Here is a 21,064-nt window from a genome sequence, read left to right on the forward strand (position 1 = left end):
ATGAACAGGATGGTGGCGCCGATGTAGGAAATGGTGGCGAGGCTGGAGGACATGTGCTTCGCCTTCGGTTACTTGCGGAACATCGCCAGCATGCGTCGCGTCACCGCGAAGCCGCCGAACATGTTGACGGCCGTCAGGGCGAGCCCGAACACCGCCAGACCCAGGATCAGCTGGGCGGGCCGGCTGGCGCCGGCGCCGCCGACGGGCGGCGCCACCTGCACCAGCGCGCCGATCGCGATGATCGAGGAGATCGCGTTGGTCACGCTCATCAGCGGCGTGTGCAGCGACGGCGTCACGTTCCAGATCACCATGTAGCCGACGAAGCAGGCCAGCACGAACACGGTGAAGTGGGCCAGGAACGACGCCGGCGCATACAGGCCCACCAGCAGGAACAGCAGCGCACCGACGCCGAAGGTGATGGCCAGCGACTGGGCCGACATCGGCTCGCCGGGGCCGTGGCCCTTCGGCGCGGGAGGCATCGTGGCGGCCGGCTTCTGCGGCGCGACGGCCGGCGCCTTGGGCGGCGGCGCGGGCCAGGTGACCGCACCGTCCTTGATCACGGTCAGGCCGCGGATCGCCTCGTCGTCCATGTTGACGACGGCGACGCCGTCCTTGGCCTTGCACAGCTCCTCGGCCAGCCGCTGCAGGTTGGTCGAGTACAGCGTGGAGGACTGCTTGGCCAGGCGGCTGGCCAGGTCGGTGTAGCCGACGATGGTGACGCCGTGCCGGACGACGGCCTCGCCGGGCACGGTGAGCTCGCAGTTGCCGCCCTGCTCGGCCGCCATGTCGACGATGACGCTGCCCGGCTGCATGGTCTGCACCATGTCGGCGGTGATCAGCTTGGGGGCCGGCTTGCCCGGGATCAGGGCGGTGGTGATGATGATGTCGGCTTCCCGGGCCTGCTGCGCGTACATCGCGCGCTGCGCCTGCTGGAAGCCTTCGCTCATCACCTTGGCGTAGCCGCCGCCGCCCGATCCCTCTTCCTCGTAGTCGACCTTGACGAATTCGCCGCCGAGCGACTTCACCTGGTCGGCGACTTCGGCCCGGGTGTCGTTGGCGCGCACGATGGCGCCCAGGTTGGCCGCGGTGCCGATGGCGGCGAGGCCGGCAACACCGGCGCCGGCGATGAACACCTTGGCCGGCGGCACCTTGCCGGCGGCCGTGACCTGGCCATTGAAGAAGCGGCCGAAGGCGTTGGCCGCCTCGATCACCGCCCGGTAGCCGCTGATGCCGGCCATCGAGGTCAGCGCGTCCATCTTCTGCGCCCGCGACAGCTGCCGCGGCAGCGCGTCGATGGCCAGGACCGTGGCCCGGCGCGCGGCCAGCTGCTGCATCAGCTCGGGGTTCTGCGCCGGCCACACGAAGCCGACCAGCATGCCGCCCTCGCGCAGCAGGCCGACCTCCTGCGCGGTCGGCGGCCGCACCTTGAACACGATGTCGGAGCCGCTCCACAGCGCGGCGGCGTCCGGCACGATCTGGGCGCCGGCGGCGCGGTAGGCGTCGTCAGGAAAATTCGCGGCATCGCCGGCACCGCTCTGCACGGCGACGGAAAAACCGAGCTTGACGAGCTTCTCCACCACGGCGGGGACGGTGGCGACGCGCTTTTCACCGGGCGCGATTTCCTTTGGGACTCCGATTAGCAGCGCTTCGCTACTCCTGTGTGCAGAGGTGGCTCGGGTGCGAAGCACAGTTGCTGGGGCAACAGCAGTCGTCATGAACGGGAGTTCCAAAAAGCTCTGGTGGTGGCCGCAGGAAAAACTTGACCGAAGTGTACGCCTTAATTCACTCTTGGTGAATAGTAGCAAGTCTATGTCCGACTGCCACGATGGGAGCTCTTCCTTGGAAAAGCCTTACTAACCCTTACCATTCCCGGATGGTGAACACCAAGACGAAGAACAAGGCCGATCCGAGCGCGAAAACACGGGACGCAGAGCGGTCACGAAGCGCGATCTTGGCCGCAGCGCGGAAGGAGTTTTCCGAGCACGGGCTGGGCGGGGCAAGGGTGGAGCGCATCGCCGCGGAAGCAAACGTCCACAAGCGCCTGGTCTACTACTACTTCAAGGACCGAGACGGACTGTTTTCCGCCGTGCTGGAGGCCGTGTACGCGGAGATCCGAGACGCGCAGCTCTACCTGCACCTCCAGGATTTGCCGCCCCTTTCAGCACTACGTCGGCTGGTCGAATTCACGTGGGACTACTACATCGCGCACCCCGAGTTCATCACTTTCCTTAACAGCGAGAACCTGCACAAGGCACGGCACCTCGCTGCAGCGCCCAGGATCCGGGAGCTCAACTCGCCACTGCTCCAGACGCTCTCGGACATCATCGCCCGCGGACAAAAGGAGAACCTGTTTCGCGAGGGCATCGACCCCATGCAGCTGTACATCACCATCGCAGGCTGCGCGTACTTCTATCTCTCCAACATCCACACGCTGTCGGTCGGATTCGACCGCGACCTGGCCTCGCCGAAGCTGCTGACACAGCGGATGGTGCACATCGTCGAGGTGGTGACTGCCTACGTGGTGCGCTGACGGAGCAGCAGGAGGGGGGTTGCGCGCCTCCCTTTTTTTGGCCCATAATTCACCAATCGTGAATTGAGCGTCGTTTGTTCGTTCGTTTTGCCGCAGGCGGCCCGGCCTTTGCGCCGCCCTTCCCGGAGCCCCCAATGAGCACCCAACGTCTCGGAATCATCATGCACGGCGTCACCGGCCGTATGGGCATGAATCAGCACCTGATCCGCTCCATCGTCGCCATCCGCAACCAGGGCGGCGTGACGCTGTCCAACGGCGACAAGGTAATGCCGGACCCGATCCTGATCGGCCGCAACGCCGAAAAGATCGAGGCCTTGGCCAAGGCGCACAACATTGGCCGCTGGGGCACGGACCTCGACGCCGCCCTGGCGAACCCCGACGACACGGTGTTCTTCGACGCCGGCACAACGCAGATGCGTCCCAAGTTGCTGGCCAAGGCGCTGCGCGCGAAGAAGCACGTGTACTGCGAGAAGCCCATCGCCACCACCCTGGGCGAGGCCGTGGAGATCGCCAAGGTCGCCGAAAAGTCCGGCCTGAAGCATGGCGCCGTGCAGGACAAGCTGTTCCTGCCCGGCCTGCGCAAGCTCGACATGCTGCGCCGCGCCGGCTTCTTCGGCCGCATGCTGAGCGTGCGGCTCGAATTCGGCTACTGGGTGTTCGAAGGCGACCTGCAGCCGATCCAGCGTCCGAGCTGGAACTACCGCGCCGAAGACGGCGGCGGAATGATCCTGGACATGATGTGCCACTGGCGCTACGTGCTGGATAACCTGTTCGGCGAGGTGAAGTCCATCTCCTGCCTGGGCGCCACGCACATCCCCGAGCGCTGGGACGAAGCCGGCAAGCCCTACAAGGCGACCGCCGACGACGCAGCTTACGCCATCGCGGAACTCGTGGGCCACAGCGGTGAACCCGTGGTCGCGCAGCTGAACATGTCCTGGGCCACCCGCGTGAACCGCGACGACTTGGTGACTTTCCACGTCGATGGCACCCACGGCTCGGCCGTCGCCACGCTGACCGAGTGCAAGGCGCAGAGCCGCGTCAACACGCCGCGCCCGGTGTGGAACCCGGACGTCAAGCAGACCATGAACTTCCACGAGCAGTGGCAGGAAGTGCCGGACTCGCAGTTCTACGACAACGGCTTCAAGATTCAGTGGGAGCATTTCATCCGGCACGTCGTCGAGAACGAGCCGTACAAGTGGACCCTGCCCGAAGGTGCCAAGGGCGTGCAGCTGGTGGAAGCCGCGCTGCAAAGCTGGAAGGAACGCCGCTTCGTCGACGTGCCTTCCCTGGGCTTCTGAGGAGCGGAGTCATGGCTCTGACCTTGAAGCTACCGACTGCTGCGGGCGCGCTGGAGACGTACAGCATTCGCGGGACTCCTCCAACGAAGCCCGCCGTTGGTGTGAAGTTCAATCGCATCGCGTATTCGGCGGCGCACGTGGTGGCCAACCCGCTCGCTGCGGTGAATCCCTGGCTGGATTGCGCGGTCGACTGGGACGCCACCATTGCTTACCGCCAGCATCTGTGGAAACTTGGCCTCGGCGTCGCCGAAGCCATGGACACCGCGCAGCGCGGCATGGGCATGGACTGGCCTACCTCGCTGGAGCTGATCCGGCGCTCGCTGGATGCGGCGCGTGACGTTCCGGGCGCGTTGGTCGCCTCTGGCTGCGGTACGGACCACCTCGCCGTGGAAAACGCGAGGAGCGTCGACGACGTAATCCGCGCCTACGAAGAGCAGATGGCGGCCATCGAAAAGCTCGGAGGCAAGCTGATCGTGATGGCCAGCCGGGCGCTGGCGCGCGTGGCGACCTCGCCCGCCGACTATGAACGGGTCTACGGCCGCATCCTGTCGCAGGCGAAGCAGCCCGTCGTCCTGCACTGGCTGGGCGACATGTTCGATCCCGCACTGGCCGGCTACTGGGGCAGTTCGGACGCCGACCGCGCCATGGACACTGCGCTGGGCGTCATCGCCGCGAATCCGTCCAAGGTCGACGGCATCAAGATCTCCCTGCTCGACAAGGACAAGGAAATCGCCATGCGCCGGCGCCTGCCCGCGGGCGTGCGCATGTACACCGGCGACGACTTCAACTACGCCGAGCTGATCGCCGGCGACGGCTTTGGCAGCGAACCCACGCACGGCAAGAGCGACGCACTACTGGGCATCTTCGACGCCATCGCGCCCGCGGCTGCTGCCGCCCTCGGCGAACTGGCCCAGGGCAACGTCGAGCGCTTTCACGCCATCCTGGGGCCCACGGTCCCGCTGTCGCGCCACATTTTCCAGGCCCCGACCCGCTTCTACAAGACGGGCGTCGTGTTCATGGCTTGGCTCAACGGTCACCAGAAGCACTTCACCATGGTAGGTGGCCAGCAAAGCACACGCAGCCTGCCGCACCTCGCGGAGCTGTTTCGCCTGGCCGATGCAGCCAACTTGCTGGAGCTACCCGATGCGGCAGCTCGGCGCATGAAGACACTGCTGGCCCTGCATGGCATCGAATGAAACACCTATGAGACGAATCGACGCGTACGCCCACATCCTCCCGCGCCCCTATTTCGACAAGATGGCCGACATGGCCAAGGACAAGGCTGCCATCAAGCGATGGCTGACCATCCCCGTCCTCTACGACTTGGACGCGCGACTGAAGATGATGGAGAGCTTCCCCGGCTATCAACAGTTGCTGACGCTCTCAAACCCGCCCATCGAGATGATCGCCGGGCCTGAAGAATCCCCCGCGATGGCGCGCCTGGCCAACGACTGCATGGCGCAGATCCGCGATGACCATCCAGACAAGTTCCCGGCGTTCGTGGCATCGCTGCCGATGAACAACGTGCCGGCTGCACTGGAAGAAATGGAGCGTGCCATCACGCAGCTCGGCGCCCGCGGCATCCAGGTCTTCACAAACGTAAATGGCCGTCCGCTCGACGACGAAGAGTTCTGGCCGATCTTCGAGGCTGCGGTGAAGCGCTACGACGTGCCGATCTGGATGCACCCTGCCCGGGGGGCGGGCATGCCGGATTACGCCAGTGAAAAGAAGTCCAAGTACGAGATCTGGTGGACTTTCGGATGGCCCTATGAGACGAGTGCAGCGATGACTCGCATGGTGTTCTCGGGGTTCTTCGATCGCCTGCCGGAGATGAAGGTGATCACGCACCACATGGGCGCGATGATCCCCTTCTTCGATGGCCGCGTCGGGCCAGGCCTGGACCAGTTCGGCAGCCGGACTTCGGACGAGGACTACGAGGGGATGCTCAAGCGCATGGCAAAGCGTCCCATCGACTACTTCCGCAAGTTCTACGCCGATACTGCCTTGGCTGGCGGCAAGAGCGGCATTCGGTGCGGCCTGGAATTCTTCGGTGCTGAGCAGGTGGTCTTTGCCACCGACTGTCCGTTCGACCCGGAAGGCGGACCCATGTTCTTGCGCACGATCCCCCGAGCGATCGACGAACTCGGTTTGAGCAAGTCGGATCAAGAAGGTATTTATTTCCGAAACGCGCTTCGCCTGCTGAAGCTTCCATGCGATTGCTGAAATCAAGGAGACAAGGATGAAACGACTCGCTCTCTTCGCGCTCGCGCTTGCGGCTGTCCTGGGCTTCACCGCCCCCGCGTCGGCCCAGGCCTGGCCGGACAAGCCGGTGCGCATCGTGGTGCCATACCAGGCAGGCGGAACTGTCGATCTCGTGGCCCGGGTTCTCGCCCAGAGCCTCAGCGAGCAGACAGGCACCCAGTTCATCGTCGACAACCGCGCAGGCGCCAGCGGTGCGATCGGTAGCGACCTGGTAGCCAAGGGTTCGCCGGACGGCTACACCCTGCTGGTGCAGTCGCCGACGTTGCTTGCCAACGCACTGATCAACCGGCGCGTGCCTTACGACCCGATCCGGGACTTCCGCCCGATAGCGATGCTCGGATCGGTGCCGATGGTGCTCACCGTACACCCGTCCGTGCCTGCCAAGAACCTCAAAGAGTTCATGGAGCTGGCTCGAAAGGATCCAAAAAGGTACTCCTTTGGCACCTCGGCGCTTGGCTCTCCTATGCACTTGGCGCAAGAGGCATTGAAGAAGGCAGGCGGTCTGGAGATCCCCATCATCATCTACAAGGGGACCGCCGGGGCACTCAACGACGCGCTGGGAGGCCAGATCAGTGGAATGATCGATGCGATTCCGTCCTCAGCCGCCCACATCTCCTCGGGCAAGCTCAAGCCATTGGCGGTGACAACGGCGAAACGTATCGCCGCGCTGCCGAACGTGCCTACCGTCGCTGAATCCGGCTATCCTGACTTCGAGATGCTGTCGTGGTACGGCCTGTGGGCGCCGCAAGGCCTCCCCGAGCCGATCGCGAAGAAGCTCGAGGGGCTCGTGCAGAAGGCAATGGCGTCGAAGGCCGTCAATGAACGCCTCGCGCCCCAGAACTTCGACGCCAAGGTGCTCGCTGGCGACCAGTTCGCGAACTTCCTCACCGGCCAACTGGCCACCTACTCGCGCATCGTCAAAGACGCGAACATCACTGCCGAGTGATCGACCGATGGGCGCATCCATTCACCTAGAAGACAAGGACCATTCCTTGTTGCAGGACGTCCGCTTCCTGGGCCGCATACTCGGGGAGGTTATCCAGCAGACGGAAGGGGCCGCGGTCTTCGAGCTGGTGGAGAGCATCCGCCAGCATGCGGTTGCCGCGCGGCTGGGGAGCGCGGTTGAAGCGCAGAGCCTGCGTGAGCTGGTCGGCGCAATGGACAGTGCTGTCGCCGTCAAGGTAATCCGCGCGTTTACCTTCTTCAGCCACTTAGCCAACCTGGCCGAAGACAGGCACCAGCTCCGCCGGCGTGCAATGAAGGAGGGATCGGGCCAGTTGCAGCAAGCGACCCTCGCCGCTGCACTGGCTCGCCTGCGCGAAGCTGGTGTGGGGCCTGAGGTCGTCGCGCGCTCTTTGGCGCAGGCCTGCCTGTCGCCGGTGCTGACCGCCCATCCCACTGAGGTGCAACGCCAGTCCATCCTCGATGCAGAGCGCGACATCGCCCGCCTCCTGGAGGAGCGAGACGCCCTTTGCATGAGGATGTGGGCCGCCGACGAAGTGGCCGCGCAGGAGCTGGCCGACAATGAGGAGAACGTGCGCGCGCGGGTGCTGCAGCTGTGGCAGACGCGACTTCTCAGGTTCTCCAAGCTCAGCGTCTTCGACGAGATTGAGACGTCGCTGAGCTACTACCGGTGCACCTTCCTGCAGGTGGTTCCACAGATCTACGAGCAGGTGGAGCGCGAACTTGGGCGGCCGGTGGCCAGTTTCCTTCGTATGGGGCAGTGGACCGGCGGGGACCGGGACGGCAATCCGAACGTGACTGCCGAGACGCTGAGGTACGCACTGAGACGGCAAGGCGAGATCGTGCTGCGACACTACCTTGCGCAGTTGGGCCGCTTGCGCGAGGAGCTGTCGCTGTCGGACGTTCTGGTCCAGGTCACGCCGGCGCTGCAAGCACTGGCCGACAGCGCAAAGGACGGCGAAGAGCATCGCCGCGACGAGCCGTACCGGCGGGCGATCGACGCCATCAGCCATCGCCTAACAGCCACACTGCAGCAGCTGACGGGCAAGGTCGCAATGCCGTCAATGGGCGCGTGCTACGACTTCTTTGAGGATCTGCTGGCGGATCTCTCCACGATGCGCGAGTCGCTCGAAACTCACCACGGTGACGTACTGGTGCGCCGGCGCCTTGGCCCGCTCATGCGAGCTGTGGAGGTTTTCGGATTCCATCTGGCGACGGTGGACTTGCGGCAGAATTCCGAGCAGCACGAGCTCGCGGTCGCAGAACTCCTGCGGCATGCGCGCGTCGAAGCCGACTACTCCGCGCTTGATGAGGATGCCAAGCGGCGCATCCTGATTCGGATGCTCACTGACGCCCGGCCGCTGCGTGTCACCGGCGCGAACTATGGTGCCGAGGCGCTCATTGAACTGGCTATTTTCGAAGCTGCCTACGAGTTGCGTGGCCGATTTGGAGCCGGGGCAATCCGCCACTGCATCATCAGCCACACGGAGGCCGTGAGCGACTTGCTCGAAGTGCTGTTGCTGCAAAAGGAAACGGGCCTGCTGCGCGGGGCGCTGGATGGCGAGGCGACGTGCGATCTCGTCGTGGTGCCACTCTTCGAGACGATCGCCGACCTTCGGATGGCCGACCAGGTCATGCGCGAGTTCTATTCTCTGCCTGGCATTGCGGACATGGTCCGCCGCTCCGGCGGCGAGCAGGAGGTCATGCTCGGCTACAGCGACAGCAACAAGGACGGTGGAATCTTCACCAGCAATTGGGAGCTGTACCAAGCCGAAGTCCGGCTCGCGCGGTTGTTCGCCGAACCCGCCATGGCAGCTGGTGTTCGTCTACGGATGTTCCATGGGCGCGGTGGTACGGTCGGCCGCGGTGGCGGCCCGAGCTACCAAGCCATCCTGGCGCAACCGCCTGGAACGGTCAATGGTCAGTTGCGCCTGACCGAACAGGGGGAAGTGATTGCTTCCAAGTACGGCAACCCCGCCATCGGCAAACAGAACCTGGAAGCGCTGGTTGCAGCCATGCTGGAAGCAACGCTGCTGCATCCGCCCAATCCGCCGTCTTCGGAGTTCCTGAAGGCCGCATCCGATCTCTCGGATGCGAGCATGAAGGCGTACCGCCACTTGGTGTACGAGACGCCGGGGTTCGCGGACTACTTCCTATCCGCGACACCGCTTCGTGAAATCGCCGAACTGAACATCGGCTCGCGCCCGCCTTCCCGCAAGGCGAACCAGCGCATCGAAGATTTGCGGGCGATCCCCTGGACCTTCAGCTGGGGGCAGTGTCGCCTCGCGCTGCCCGGATGGTTCGGATTCGGTTCGGCGGTAGATGCGTTCGTGCAGAACGGCGAGCACGCTGCTGCCCGTACAAAGCTGCTGCGCGACATGTACCGCGACTGGCCATTCTTTCGTACGCTGCTTTCCAACATCGACATGGTGCTGGCAAAGACGGATCTCGGCCTGGCTTCGCAGTATGCGCAGCTGGTTCCGGACGTGGACCTTCGCGAGAAGATCTTCGGCGAGATTAAGCGCGAATGGGAACGTTCGGTGTGCGCACTGGAAACCATCACGGGCGAACTTGAGCGCCTTGCAGGAGATCCAGCGCTGGCGCGCTCCGTGACCCATCGGTTTCCCTACATCGATCCTCTTCACCACATGCAGGTGGAACTGCTGCGCCGGCGCCGCGCGGATAGCTCCGACGAGCGCGCTCAGCGCGGCATCCACTTGTGCATCAACGGCATCGCAGCAGGCGTTCGCAATACGGGTTGAACGCGCCGCAGCGGCGCTGTTCTGTTGTCCTCACCTTCCAAGACCATGTTCAGCAATCCCTTGCGCGATTTTTCGCGCGACCACCGGTGGCTTTCCATCAACACCGCTACCGTTCGCAAGAGCGCCGGCCAGGAGCTTCCACTGCCCGCCATCCTGGAGGCGTGCGCCCGGCGGGGCATCCGCGCTGTGTCACCCTGGCGCGACCAGGTCGCCGCGATCGGGCTGTCCAGCGTGTCAAGGATGGTGAAGGATCTAGAGCTGTCCCTCTCGGGCTACTGCCGTGGAGGCATGTTCACGGCCACCGATGCCGAGGGGTTGAAACTCGCTCGTGAGGACAACCGCCGTGCTGTCGAAGAGGCCGCGGAATTGCGTGCAGCATGCCTGGTCCTCGTGGTTGGAGCGCTGCCCGGAGCGTTGGCGGGAAAAGCCGCGCACAAGGACATAGGCCTCGCGCGCGGCCAGGTGGTTGACGGGATCGGCGAGCTCCTCGAGTACGCCCGTACCGCATCGATGCCACTCGCGATTGAGCCTTTGCACCCCATGTACGCGGCGGACCGCGCCTGCGTCAACACGATGGAACAGGCCCTGGACATCTGCGATGAACTGGATCCCTACCGGAGCGGCAGCATCGGCGTCGCGGTGGATGTGTACCACACATGGTGGGATCCGAAGCTGCAGCAGCAGATCGAACGCGCCGGAGGACGTCGGCTGCTGGCCTTCCACGTGTGTGATTGGCTGACGCCTACCCAGGATCTGCTGAACGACCGCGGCATGATGGGCGACGGCGTCATCGACATTCCGCGTATTCGCGCATGGGTGGAGGCCCAGGGCTTCGCCGGTTACAGCGAAGTAGAGATTTTCTCGCGCGACAACTGGTGGAAGCGGCCTCACGAGGAGGTGCTGAGCACCTGCATCGAGCGTCACATGTCGAGCGTGTGATGTCCCATCTGCCGCAAGGGATTCAGCCCAAGAGGTTCCTCACTGAACTCTTTCGTGCCGCCGTCGAGCGCGCGCTTCCCGCGCACAACATGCGCGAGTATCTGCCGCAGCCGCCCTCTGGGCGGACTCTGGTTCTGGGCGCAGGTAAGGCAGCCGCCGCGATGGCGCAGGCGTTAGAAGCCCTCTGGCCGTGCGACAAGCCTCTGTCAGGACTGGTTGTCACCCGCTACGACCACACGCCGCCCACTCCGGCGACGCGACGGATCGAGGGCATCGAGGCCGCTCACCCGGTGGCGGATACCGCTGGTTTGCTCGCTGCGCAAAGGATGTTGAACCTCGCAAGCGACCTTACGGCCAACGATCTCGTCATCTTCCTTGTCTCCGGCGGTGGCTCCGCGCTCCTGTGCAGTCCTGCCGCCGGGATCGACCTAGGCCACAAGCAGCAGATCACGCGCCAGCTGCTTTTGTCTGGCGCGTCCATCGGGGAGATGAATTGTGTGCGCACGCACCTGTCGGCGGTTAAGGGTGGCCGCTTGGCACTCGCTTGCTATCCCGCCAAGGTGGTCACTCTGGCGATCAGCGATGTTCCTGGTGACGATCCGGCGGTCATTGCCAGTGGGCCCACCATTGCCGACTCAACGAGCTGTCAGGACGCGCTAGAGGTGCTCCGACGCCACAACATCGACATCCCTGCACGGATTCGAGCTCTGCTCGACTCCGGCCGTTCCGAGACTCCCAAGCCGGGCGACGTCCGGTTCTCTGGGCATGAGGTGCACGTGATTGCCACCCCCCGCAGCTCTCTGGAGGCGGCTGCGCGGGTGGCGCGGGAGCTCGGCGTGCCGGCGCACATCCTGGGTGACGCAATCGAGGGGGAAGCGCGTGAGGTCGGAAAAGTCCATGCAGCGATCGCGCAGTCCGTGCGGATGCATGGATTGCCCTTTGCGACCCCATGCGTGATCCTCTCGGGCGGGGAAACGACAGTGACCGTGCGCCCGCACGATTCCAAAAAATCGGGGCGAGGTGGCCGTGCCGGCGAGTGCGCCCTTGGGATCGCCCAGGCACTTCAAGGACGGACCGGAATCTGGGCGCTGGCGGCGGACACAGACGGGATCGACGGCGTCGAAAGCAATGCGGGGGCCTTCGTCGCCCCAGATACCCTGCACCGCGCAGCTGCGTTGGGGTTGCGAATCGATAACGCCCTTGCTGCGCACGACTCCTATGGATTTTTCCACGCCCTCGATGACCTCGTCGTCACCGGCCCGACTTTCACCAACGTGAATGACTTCCGTTCCGTCCTCATCGCGTAGTTGTTTCAAGCCGCAGGCTTCGCTGCGGCACACTATGTGAAGCGCAGCGCCTTGCTGCTTACTACGCAACTGACCCCCTCTTTTCGAAGTCGATCCCTAGGACGGGACTGCGCTAGGCGATGAGTGCTTTGACGCGCGCGAGACCAGCGCCTGGCTCGGGCGTTTCTCGAGTGCCGCGAGTTCGGGCCGACGCACGGACGATGCCGTTGGAACCGTACCATGGTCGCGAGCAATAGGAATGCGCGCGCGGCATATCCTGGCAAGCGCGCGACGTTCTTAAAAAAGGGCCCGCGACAGCGGGCCCGAACCTTGGAACTTGTTGTGGCGACTGGCGCCCCTGACTCTTAGAAAACGTGGCGAATGCCGACGTAGGTCAGTCGTTGGTCCTGCCCCGCCGCGACGACGGGCGTGCCGGAGTTGCCGAAGGACGAGTTGGTGTACAGCTGATAGACACCTGCCGAGCCGTTGTCCAGTCTCGTGATGGATACGCCGACGGACGTTCTCTTCGAGAGCGGATAGTTGTAGCCCACGGACAGATGCCGCGCTCCGGAGCTGGCGACGGTGGCCCCCGTACCCAGCTTCGTGTCGCTCGCGCGTGCGTAGCTGGCGATCAAGGAGCCGGTGCCCAGCGGGACGGTGACCGGTAGGATCCAGGTGGTGCGCTGGGCGGTGCCGACGCCAGCCACCGAGGGCGAAGCGGCAGCGGTCAGGTCACGCAGCTCGGAACGGTCGTAGGTCAGGCCGACTTTGGCGATGCCGAAGTCCCAGCCAGCGCCCAGGGTGTAGGCGCGTTGCGAAGCGGCGGTACCCGTGGCGGCGTTGTCGCCGGTCGTGGCAACCGTGCCTCCGTTGGCGGTGTGACGGTAGTACGAGAAGCGGACAGCCAGGGGGCCCTGGTCGTAGTTCAGGCCCAGCTGGGCAGCGCTACCACGGGGGGTGGTGGCGGCGACCGAACGCTCGGAACCGTAGGGGTTGAAGCTGTACGAAACCTGGCCAGTGAAGCCGCTCAGGTTGGGCGTGACGTAGCGCAAGGTGTTCTGCGAACGCGAGGTCACGGCGATCGAACGGCCAGCGCCGCCCGAACCGTTCACGAACCCTTGCAGGGCGCAGCTGGACGCTTGCAGGGCAATGGCGGTACCGTTGCCGGCGATATCGTCGTTGACGCTCGTGCAGTAGTGGGTGTCCATCTGACCAGCTTGGAACGCACCCCAGCCGCCGCGCAAGCCGATGAAGGTGTTGCCGCTGCCCAGCCGGCTGGCGCCGGCGGTGCCGTCGTCCATACGGAAGCGAGAGTCGATCTGGAAAAAGGCCGCCAGTCCCCCGCCCAAGTCCTCGGTTCCACTGATCAGGATGCGTGAGGAGCCGCTATCGATAAGCGCCGTGTTGCTGCCGTTTACGGCGGGCGCCGGAGCATTGGAGAAGCGGGTGTTGGCAACCCCTTCCTTCAGAATGCCACCGAGGGTGACTGACGACTGCGCATGCGCAGCGAGGGTGGTCAAGGCCAGCGTGGCCGTGGCGACCAAGGTTCTTTTCATTCAGGTTTCTCCAGGGAAAGGCGCTTGTTTGCTGATTGCTTGTTCGCTGGTCGACCGCTGAGGGGGCCTTCCCGCGGGCGCTCACCGGATGATTCACGAACAGTGAATTGTTGCAGACTTCTGGCGCGCATTGCGGGTTGTGCAGCGCCTATTTACCCTGATAATTCACCGATAGTGAGTAACGGCCACTGGCGCGGGGTGTGCGGCAGTGATGTTGCTTCCAAGCAGAGCGTGGCTTAGGGGGCCACCCGGTGCGGTCTCCGGGGTCTCCAATGCACTCCAGCCTTGACGCGCCCTGCGCGGTAGGGTGCTGAACGAATGCCACACCCAGATCGACAAGGTAAAGGGATTTCTCACATGACTACTGCCCGCGGTGTTCCGCGACCCGGCCCAGAGGCGATCAAGACTGCCCGGTTTCTATGTCTTTGCGGCTTTGTTCCCGGCGAAGTTGAATGCGAGATGCGGCATGTGTCGTCGTCGCACGGAAGAGGACGGACTTCGCCGGTGGTGTGGCGAGCGATGCGGTCCGTGCAAAGGAGTAAGACCGTCGCCTTGACAGCCCCGCGCGCATGAAGAGAGCCCGTTGTTAAGCCGGTACCTGCTACTCCCGCGCAAGTCCCAAGCCGTCAATTGCAGCGGCGGCGCCCGGTAGATGCGATCAAGGAGAGCATCCTCGAAGCCAAAGCCATCATCCAGGGCCGCGCCGGCATCGTCGCCAAGCTGGAGAAGCCGGCCGCTATCCTGAGCCTGGAGGCGATCCTGGCCGAAACCGACGCGGTGATGGTGGCGCGCGGCGACCTGGGCGTCGAGATGCCCGCCGAGCAAGTGCCGGCCATCCAGAAGCGGATCGTGCGGGCCTGCCGGCGCCTGGGCAAGCCGGTGATCGTGGCCACGCAGATGCTCGAGTCGATGGTGGGCGCGCCCGTGCCCACTCGCGCCGAAGCCTCGGATGTTGCCACCGCCATCTACGACGGTGCCGACGCCGTGATGCTGTCCGCCGAATCGGCTTCGGGCAAGTACCCGGTGGAATCGGTGGCGATGATGGACGCGATCGTCCGCCAAACCGAGGCCGATCCCTACTACGGCGACGCGATCGAGGCCGGCCACACCCCGCCCGGCGTCAACATCCCGGACGCGATCGGCCTGGCGGCGCGCTCCGTGGCCGGTCTGTTGGATTTGGCGGCAATGGTGGCCTACACCAGCTCGGGCGCCTCGGCGCTGCGCATGGCGCGCGAACGATCAGGGGTGCCGATCATCGGCATGACGCCCCGTCGTTCCACGGCGCGTCGTCTGGCGCTGGTCTGGGGCGTCAACCCATTCCTGTGCCACGACGTGATGAGCGTCGACGAGATGACGGAAGTGGCGCTCAAGACCGTCACGCAGTTGGGCTTCGCCGATCCGTGCCGGGCCGTCGTGATCGCCGCCGGCATGCCTTTCGGCACCCCCGGCACGACTAACCTGCTGCGCATCGCGCAGATGAACTGAAGGAGCCATCCATGGCCAGTATCCAGAACGTCCGCGCCTTCGAGATCCTCGACTCGCGCGGCAATCCCACCGTGGCAGCGGAAGTGCTGCTCTCCGACGGGTCCCACGGCTACGCAGCGTCTCCCTCCGGCGCTTCGACGGGCGCCCGCGAAGCCATCGAACTGCGCGACGGCGATGCCAAGCGCTACGGCGGCAAGGGGGTGCTCAAGGCGGTGGCGAACGCCAACGGCGAATTGCGGCAGGCACTCGTTGGACGCGCGGCCGAAGACCAGCCTGCTTTGGATCGCCTGATGATCGAACTGGATGGCACGCCCACCAAGTCACGGCTGGGGGCCAACGCCATCCTCGCGGTGTCGCTGGCTGCGGCCAAGGCGATGGCCGCGTCCGCCGGTCGACCGCTGTATGCGCATCTGGCCGGGAATCGCGCGCCGCGCCTCCCCATGCCGATGATGAACATCATCAACGGCGGCGCCCACGCCGACAACAGCGTCGACATGCAGGAATTCATGATCGTGCCGGTCGGCGCGCCCAGCCTATCGGAGGCGCTGCGCTGGGGGGTCGAGGTGTTCCACGCGCTCAAGGGCCTGCTCAAGGGGCGTGGCCTGGCCACGTCCGTCGGCGATGAGGGCGGATTCGCGCCCGACCTTCCGTCGAATGAAGCTGCGATCGAAGTCATCCTCGCCGCCATCGCGCAGGCCGGGTTCAACCCCGGCACGGACATCGCCCTGGGCCTGGACGTGGCGAGTTCGGAGTTCCACCGCGACGGGCTGTACGAACTCGCCTCGGAGCGCAAGCGCTTCGATTCAGCCCAGTTCGTCGACTACCTGGCCCGCTGGGTTGACGCTTACCCTATCGTGACGATCGAGGACGGCATGGCGGAAGACGACTGGGATGGTTGGGAGTTGCTCACCGCAAAGCTGGGCGGGCGGGTGCAGCTGGTGGGCGACGACCTGTTCGTCGCCAATACCGAAATCCTCCGGCATGGCATTCAGCGCAGCGTTGCAAACGCCATCCTGATCAAGCCCAACCAGATCGGCACGCTCACCGAAACACTGGCGGCGATCTCCGTGGCGGCAGCGGCCGGCTATGCCTCGGTGGTCTCGCACCGATCGGGAGAGACGGAAGACACCACGATTGCCGACTTGAGCGTATGCACTGCGGCCAATCAGATCAAGACAGGCTCACTGTCCCGCTCGGATCGGATCGCCAAGTACAACCGGCTTCTGCTTATCGAAGCGGAGCTCGGACCGGATGTCAGCTTCGCTGGATCAGCGGCTATTCGCTCTCAGCGGTCTTGAGCATCGCTGACGTCGATCTTGGGGTTGGATTGTCGTCGGAGATTGATAGGGGACTTTCGGGGCAGTCGTCCCTTGGGTGCTTAGCAGCTTTGGCCGGCGTGGCGTTGGTGCGAGCAGCCCTGCCACGTTCGCGATAATCATCGCGTACCGTGGCGCTAGCCAATGGGAGGGGTACGAGAGTTCAAACTCGGATTTCGACGACACCATTTTGGGGGCGTGCTGTTTGCACCACTCCGCATTTGCTGGGGGGGATGGTGGTCGGCGGTCCTCTCAATGGGACGATGCTCCCTGGTCCAAAAGGTGGAATGGTTGTTGGAGGTCCCCTCAACGGCACCCTCCTTCCGGCTGGAGGAGGCGGGATGGTTGTCGGCGGTCCACTTAACGGCACTCTCTTGCCGGGAGGCAAAGGCGGCATGGTCGTGGGAGGCCCATTCAACGGGACCTTGCTGCCGCGCCCGTAGTAAGGGTGCCCCGGGCCAGACCTGGCGGCCGCTCAAGGTGCAGCTGAGCGCCGCATCCTGCAGTACTGAACTTGAACACAACCGCACGAAGCGAGTAGGCTAGCTGCTAGCGCTGGCCGGGGCCCCGGCTCGGCTGAGTTCCGGAGCAGTTGCATCCTGCCTTTGAAAGTCGTTATACTTGATTCAAGTGGACTGGGAGTGCCCGGTCGGCGTCATAGCCTCGGTGAGCTTCATCGGGGCTTTTCGCTTTGTGGCGGCGGGAAAACCTTTAACCCCCAATTTTCGAAGCCCTCTCCGACATTCGCCCGGCCACCGCTGCAGTAGAACTTGCGCTTGAGAACCTCGAATGCTCGGTTCTCTTGGCTAGGCCGGAGATAGTTCATTCCGACTGGGCGCGCAACGAGGTCTGCCAGCTGCAGGCCAGGCGAGTCCACCTTCTTGTCGGCAAAGATGATGTCGAACGGTAGTGCTCGGCCTAAACGATTTGCGCCGTCGCACATGCGTCGAAATTCCAGTTCGAGTTCGGCGTCTTCGCGTTTGCCACGGCACTCGACGACAACGTGGGTCAGCGCACCGTCCTGCCTTTTCTCTTGCATGAACTCGTAGAGGGTCTCGAGGCAGAACCCAAGAGCTACGTGGTATGGATTGTTGGCCTCCCCACGTTCGCGGAGCTTGGCCTTGTCGATCACGCAGCTTATCAAGATGAAGTTGCTGGCCTCGATGATGTCGGTCAGCTCGGTCAAGAACTTGTTCTTGTGCTGCCGACTTGAGAAGAATCGGAAGTCCCCCTTCTCCTTCCGAATCTCATGTTCGTGCAGAACAACCAAGTCGTGCCCGAAATGGTTGAACTTGAACTTGTGGAGCGAGGGCAGCACCTTTTCGCTGTAGTGCCTCTTGTAGAACACGCAGAACGCGAGGACGAACACGGGATAGTTCGTGTCCAGCGTGGTCAAGCCATGATCACCGCTCTCGTCAACATAGACGATGAAGTTGCTGAACTTTCCTGGAGGGGGCGCCGCACCGGCGATCTCCGCTGGACCCGGTCGCTCCGATTCGAACAGCGCAAACTGCTGCGCAACCTCAGTCTGGTATTGGTGTGAGCGCTTACTGTCGGTGACAGCGCTGGAGAACTGAGCGTCATTCTCAGCTTTTGCCACGCGCTTTCTCACGTTTTGGGCCTACCTACACTGCCCCGCGCAACGTCATTTGTCAGGGCGAATGCGGTTTGCTCTCGATGAAGTCCGTGCCGCGCGGTACCTCGTCGCCCATCCGACGGAACTCGTCGAAATAGGCCAGGGGCTGCCGACGCGCGGAGTGGCATGGGGGAGACGGCCATGTCCGCGGGGTATCCCGGAAGGCTCGACCCATATCCCGAGAAATGCCCCCTCGAAGGCCCAGCTCTAAAGAGGAGCGGCCCAGCGCGGTAGTGTGTGCATACTAACATTTGGTCGCCTTCTGAAGAGCGGCAAAAGTTAGACACGAACTTCGGCAAATCTTTGCGCGCTTCGACAACTCACTCAGACGTCGATGTTCGCCGCCCGCAGGGCGTTGGTCTCGATGAAGTCCCGGCGCGGCTCCACGTCGTCTCCCATCAGCATCGTGAACACGCGGTCGGCCTCGATCGCGTCGTCGATCTGCACCTTCAGCAGGCGGCGCACGTTGGGGTCCATGGTGGTTTCCCACAGCTGCTCGGGGTTCATCTCGCCCAGGCCCTTGTAGCGCTGGCGGGCGGTGGAGCGCTCGGCTTCCGAGATCAGCCAGCGCATGGCCTGGCGGAAGTCGTTCACCTTCTCTTCCTTCTGGCGCTCGCCTTCGCCGCGCAGTACGCGCGCGCCCTCGTGCAGCAGGCCGCGGAAGGTGTCGGCGGCTTCGGCCAGGGCCTTGTAGTCGGCGCCGTGCACGAAGTCCTGCGTGATGACGCTGGACTTCACGTTGCCGTGGTGGCGGCGGCTGATGCGCAGGATGGGCTTGTCGGTGCGGGCGTCGAACTCGCTGGCCACTTCGGCCGGGGTGGCGTTGCTGACCTTGTCCAGTTCCTGCAGCTTAGTCTGCAGCGCGATGGCGGCCGCTTCGGCTTCCTGCACCGTGTCGAGGTTCAGGTGCACGCCGTCGGCGATGGCGCGCAGGGCCTCGCGGTCCATGAAGTTGGCCAGCCGGGCGATGACGGCCTCGGCGACCTGGTGCTTGCGCGCCAGTTCGGCCAGCGTCTCGCCGTTGATGACGGTGGGGTTGTCGCCACCGGTGCTGACGCTGGCGCCGTTCAACGCGATGCGCAGCAGGAAGCTGTCGAGGTCGCTCTGGCCCTGGAGGTACAGCTCCTCCTTGCCGGCCTTGACCTTGTACAGCGGCGGCTGCGCGATGTAGATGTGGCCGCGCTCCACCAGCTCGGGCATCTGGCGGTAGAAGAACGTGAGCAGCAGCGTGCGGATGTGGGCGCCGTCGACGTCGGCGTCGGTCATGATGATGATGCGGTGGTAGCGCAGCTTGGCGACGTTGAAGTCGTCGGTGTCGCCCTTGCCGTTGCTGTTGGCGGTGCCGGCCTTGCCGATGCCGGTGCCCAGCGCGGTGATCAGCGTCAGGATCTCGTTGCTGGTGAGCAGCTTCTCGTAGCGCGCCTTCTCCACGTTCAGGATCTTGCCGCGCAGCGGCAGGATGGCCTGGAACTTCCGGTCGCGGCCCTGCTTGGCGCTGCCGCCGGCGGAGTCGCCCTCGACGATGTAGATCTCGCACATCGCCGGGTCCTTCTCCTGGCAGTCGGCCAGCTTGCCCGGCAGGCCCATGCCGTCGAGCACGCCCTTGCGGCGCGTCATGTCGCGCGCCTTGCGCGCCGCCTCACGGGCGCGCGCCGCCTCGATGATCTTGCCGACGATGATCTTGGCGTCGTTGGGCCGCTCCTGCAGGAAGTCGCCCAGCGTGCGGGCCACCACGTCCTCGACCGGGCCGCGCACCTCGCTGGAGACCAGCTTGTCCTTGGTCTGGCTGGAGAACTTGGGCTCGGGCACCTTGACGCTCAGCACGCAGGTCAGGCCCTCGCGCATGTCGTCGCCGGTGACTTCGACCTTGGCCTTCTTGGCCAGCTCGGTGTCGTCGATGTACTTGTTGATGACGCGGGTCATCGCGGCGCGCAGGCCGGTGAGATGGGTGCCGCCGTCGCGCTGCGGAATGTTGTTGGTGAAGCAGAGGACCTGCTCGTTGTAGCCGCTGTTCCACTGCATGGCCACCTCGACACCGATGTTGGTGTTCTGGTCGCTCTGGCGGTCGCCCATGGCGTGGAACACGTTCGGGTGCAGGACGGTCTTGCCCTTGTTGATGAAGTCGACGAAGCCCTTGACGCCGCCGGCGCCCGAGAAGTCGTCGCTCTTGCCCGAGCGCTCGTCCACCAGCTTGATGTTGACGCCGTTGTTCAGGAACGAGAGCTCGCGCAGCCGCTTGGACAGGATCTCGTAGTGGAAGTCGTTGTTCTCCTTGAAGATCTCGGTGTCCGGCAGGAAGTGCACCTCGGTGCCGCGCTTGTCGGTGTCGCCCAGGATCTGCATCGGCCGCACTTCCACCCCGTCGCGCAGCTCGGTGACGGCGTTCTGCGGGAAGCCGCGGCTGAACTCCATGACGTGCACCTTGCCCTCGCGGCGCACCGTCAGGCGCAGCATCTTCGACAGTGCGTTGACGCAGCTGACCCCCACGCCGTGCAGGCCGCCCGAGACCTTGTAGCTGTTCTGGTTGAACTTGCCGCCGGCGTGCAGCTCGGTCAGGGCGATCTCGGCGGCCGAGCGCTTGGGCTCGTGCTTGTCGTCCATCTTGATGCCGGTGGGGATGCCGCGGCCGTTGTCCACCACGCTGATCGAGTTGTCGCTGTGGATGGTCACCACGATGTCGTCGCAGTGGCCGGCCAGGGCCTCGTCGATGGAGTTGTCGACCACCTCGAACACCAGGTGGTGCAGGCCGGTGCCGTCGGAGGTGTCGCCGATGTACATGCCCGGGCGCTTGCGCACGGCCTCCAGCCCTTCCAGGATCTGGATCGACGACTCGCCGTAGGCGGCGCTGGCGCCGGCCTGGTTGGTGTCGATGGTCGGCTGGAAGTTGGAGCTTTCCTCGCCCGCGGGGCCGGTGTTCACTTGGTTCGGGTCAGACATACAGGCAACTCTCTCGATCTCTTGAAGGACGGAACCCGCCGGCTTCGGCGGGTCCTGTCATGTCGGCTCATTTCCGCGTCATGGCGGGCTTGAC

General features: G+C 64.4%; 13 protein-coding genes and 1 pseudogene. 10 read left to right on the forward strand and 4 right to left on the reverse strand.

Features of this window, described 5'->3' with window-relative positions; translation table 11 throughout:
• Nucleotides 1-68: 68 nt before the first annotated feature.
• Nucleotides 69-1,643, reverse strand: a complete 1,575-nt coding sequence (locus GON04_RS25190; protein ID WP_232533360.1) for a Re/Si-specific NAD(P)(+) transhydrogenase subunit alpha — start codon at nt 1,641-1,643, stop codon at nt 69-71.
• A gap of 233 nt (nt 1,644-1,876) precedes the next feature.
• On the opposite strand from GON04_RS25190, the gene GON04_RS25195 reads away from it, so the two are divergent.
• The 8 genes from GON04_RS25195 (at nt 1,877) to GON04_RS25230 (ending at nt 12,061) form a co-directional block, all read left to right on the forward strand.
• Nucleotides 1,877-2,530 carry a TetR/AcrR family transcriptional regulator gene (locus GON04_RS25195; protein ID WP_420821531.1) on the forward strand — a complete coding sequence of 218 codons (654 nt, stop codon included), beginning with the start codon at nt 1,877-1,879 and terminating at the stop codon, nt 2,528-2,530.
• Between the two features lie 134 nt (nt 2,531-2,664).
• Nucleotides 2,665-3,828, forward strand: a complete 1,164-nt coding sequence (locus tag GON04_RS25200; RefSeq protein WP_157400886.1) for a Gfo/Idh/MocA family protein — start codon at nt 2,665-2,667, stop codon at nt 3,826-3,828.
• 11 nt (nt 3,829-3,839) lie between these two features.
• On the forward strand, nt 3,840-5,024 hold the full coding sequence (locus tag GON04_RS25205; RefSeq protein ID WP_157400887.1) for a dihydrodipicolinate synthase family protein: 1,185 nt from the start codon (nt 3,840-3,842) through the stop codon (nt 5,022-5,024).
• A gap of 7 nt (nt 5,025-5,031) precedes the next feature.
• Nucleotides 5,032-6,051 (forward strand): amidohydrolase family protein, encoded by a 1,020-nt coding sequence (locus GON04_RS25210; protein ID WP_157400888.1) that lies wholly within the window; start codon nt 5,032-5,034, stop codon nt 6,049-6,051.
• 16 nt (nt 6,052-6,067) lie between these two features.
• Nucleotides 6,068-7,036: a Bug family tripartite tricarboxylate transporter substrate binding protein gene (locus GON04_RS26960; protein ID WP_157400889.1), complete on the forward strand. Its 969-nt coding sequence runs from the start codon at nt 6,068-6,070 to the stop codon at nt 7,034-7,036.
• A gap of 7 nt (nt 7,037-7,043) precedes the next feature.
• A complete protein-coding gene (gene ppc / locus GON04_RS25220) occupies nt 7,044-9,815 on the forward strand; it encodes a phosphoenolpyruvate carboxylase (protein WP_232533343.1) in 2,772 nt (923 codons plus the stop codon).
• Between the two features lie 60 nt (nt 9,816-9,875).
• Complete coding sequence (locus GON04_RS25225) at nt 9,876-10,754, forward strand: sugar phosphate isomerase/epimerase family protein (RefSeq protein WP_157401107.1); 879 nt, start codon at nt 9,876-9,878, stop codon at nt 10,752-10,754.
• On the forward strand, nt 10,754-12,061 hold the full coding sequence (locus tag GON04_RS25230) for a glycerate kinase type-2 family protein (RefSeq protein ID WP_157400891.1): 1,308 nt from the start codon (nt 10,754-10,756) through the stop codon (nt 12,059-12,061). The genes GON04_RS25225 and GON04_RS25230 overlap by 1 nt, the downstream gene beginning before the upstream one ends.
• Nucleotides 12,062-12,405: 344 nt before the next feature.
• On the opposite strand, the gene GON04_RS25235 is transcribed toward GON04_RS25230, so the two are convergent.
• Entirely contained in the window at nt 12,406-13,596 is a 1,191-nt protein-coding gene (locus tag GON04_RS25235; RefSeq protein WP_157400892.1) for a porin, read from the reverse strand.
• A gap of 663 nt (nt 13,597-14,259) precedes the next feature.
• Between GON04_RS25235 and GON04_RS25240 the strand changes: the two are divergent.
• Together GON04_RS25240 and eno are read left to right on the forward strand one after the other, a co-directional pair.
• Nucleotides 14,260-15,081: pseudogene (locus tag GON04_RS25240) on the forward strand (pyruvate kinase); the annotation flags it as partial.
• A gap of 11 nt (nt 15,082-15,092) precedes the next feature.
• Nucleotides 15,093-16,379, forward strand: a complete 1,287-nt coding sequence (gene eno / locus GON04_RS25245; protein WP_157400894.1) for a phosphopyruvate hydratase — start codon at nt 15,093-15,095, stop codon at nt 16,377-16,379.
• 691 nt (nt 16,380-17,070) lie between these two features.
• On the opposite strand, the gene GON04_RS25250 is transcribed toward eno, so the two are convergent.
• Both GON04_RS25250 and gyrB read right to left on the reverse strand, forming a co-directional pair.
• Nucleotides 17,071-17,997, reverse strand: a complete 927-nt coding sequence (locus GON04_RS25250) for a DUF3800 domain-containing protein (protein WP_338051057.1) — start codon at nt 17,995-17,997, stop codon at nt 17,071-17,073.
• Between the two features lie 360 nt (nt 17,998-18,357).
• The gene (gyrB, locus tag GON04_RS25255; RefSeq protein ID WP_157400895.1) at nt 18,358-20,970 is read right to left on the reverse strand and encodes a DNA topoisomerase (ATP-hydrolyzing) subunit B; all 2,613 of its coding nucleotides are present in this window, start codon (nt 20,968-20,970) and stop codon (nt 18,358-18,360) included.
• Nucleotides 20,971-21,064: the final 94 nt, after the last annotated feature.

The sequence above is a fragment of the Ramlibacter pinisoli genome (assembly GCF_009758015.1).
Taxonomy (GTDB): domain Bacteria; phylum Pseudomonadota; class Gammaproteobacteria; order Burkholderiales; family Burkholderiaceae_C; genus Ramlibacter; species Ramlibacter pinisoli.

What these genes read in the sequence shown, in the direction of transcription:
- GON04_RS25200 (WP_157400886.1), top strand. Translation starts at nt 2,665, where the DNA reads ATGAGCACCCAACGTCTCGGAATCATCATGCACGGCGTCACCGGCCGT.
- GON04_RS25205 (WP_157400887.1), top strand. Translation starts at nt 3,840, where the DNA reads ATGGCTCTGACCTTGAAGCTACCGACTGCTGCGGGCGCGCTGGAGACG.
- GON04_RS25210 (WP_157400888.1), top strand. Translation starts at nt 5,032, where the DNA reads ATGAGACGAATCGACGCGTACGCCCACATCCTCCCGCGCCCCTATTTC.
- GON04_RS26960 (WP_157400889.1), top strand. Translation starts at nt 6,068, where the DNA reads ATGAAACGACTCGCTCTCTTCGCGCTCGCGCTTGCGGCTGTCCTGGGC.
- ppc (WP_232533343.1), top strand. Translation starts at nt 7,044, where the DNA reads ATGGGCGCATCCATTCACCTAGAAGACAAGGACCATTCCTTGTTGCAG.
- GON04_RS25230 (WP_157400891.1), top strand. Translation starts at nt 10,754, where the DNA reads ATGTCCCATCTGCCGCAAGGGATTCAGCCCAAGAGGTTCCTCACTGAA.
- GON04_RS25235 (WP_157400892.1), bottom strand. Translation starts at nt 13,596, where the DNA reads ATGAAAAGAACCTTGGTCGCCACGGCCACGCTGGCCTTGACCACCCTC.
- eno (WP_157400894.1), top strand. Translation starts at nt 15,093, where the DNA reads ATGGCCAGTATCCAGAACGTCCGCGCCTTCGAGATCCTCGACTCGCGC.
- gyrB (WP_157400895.1), bottom strand. Translation starts at nt 20,970, where the DNA reads ATGTCTGACCCGAACCAAGTGAACACCGGCCCCGCGGGCGAGGAAAGC.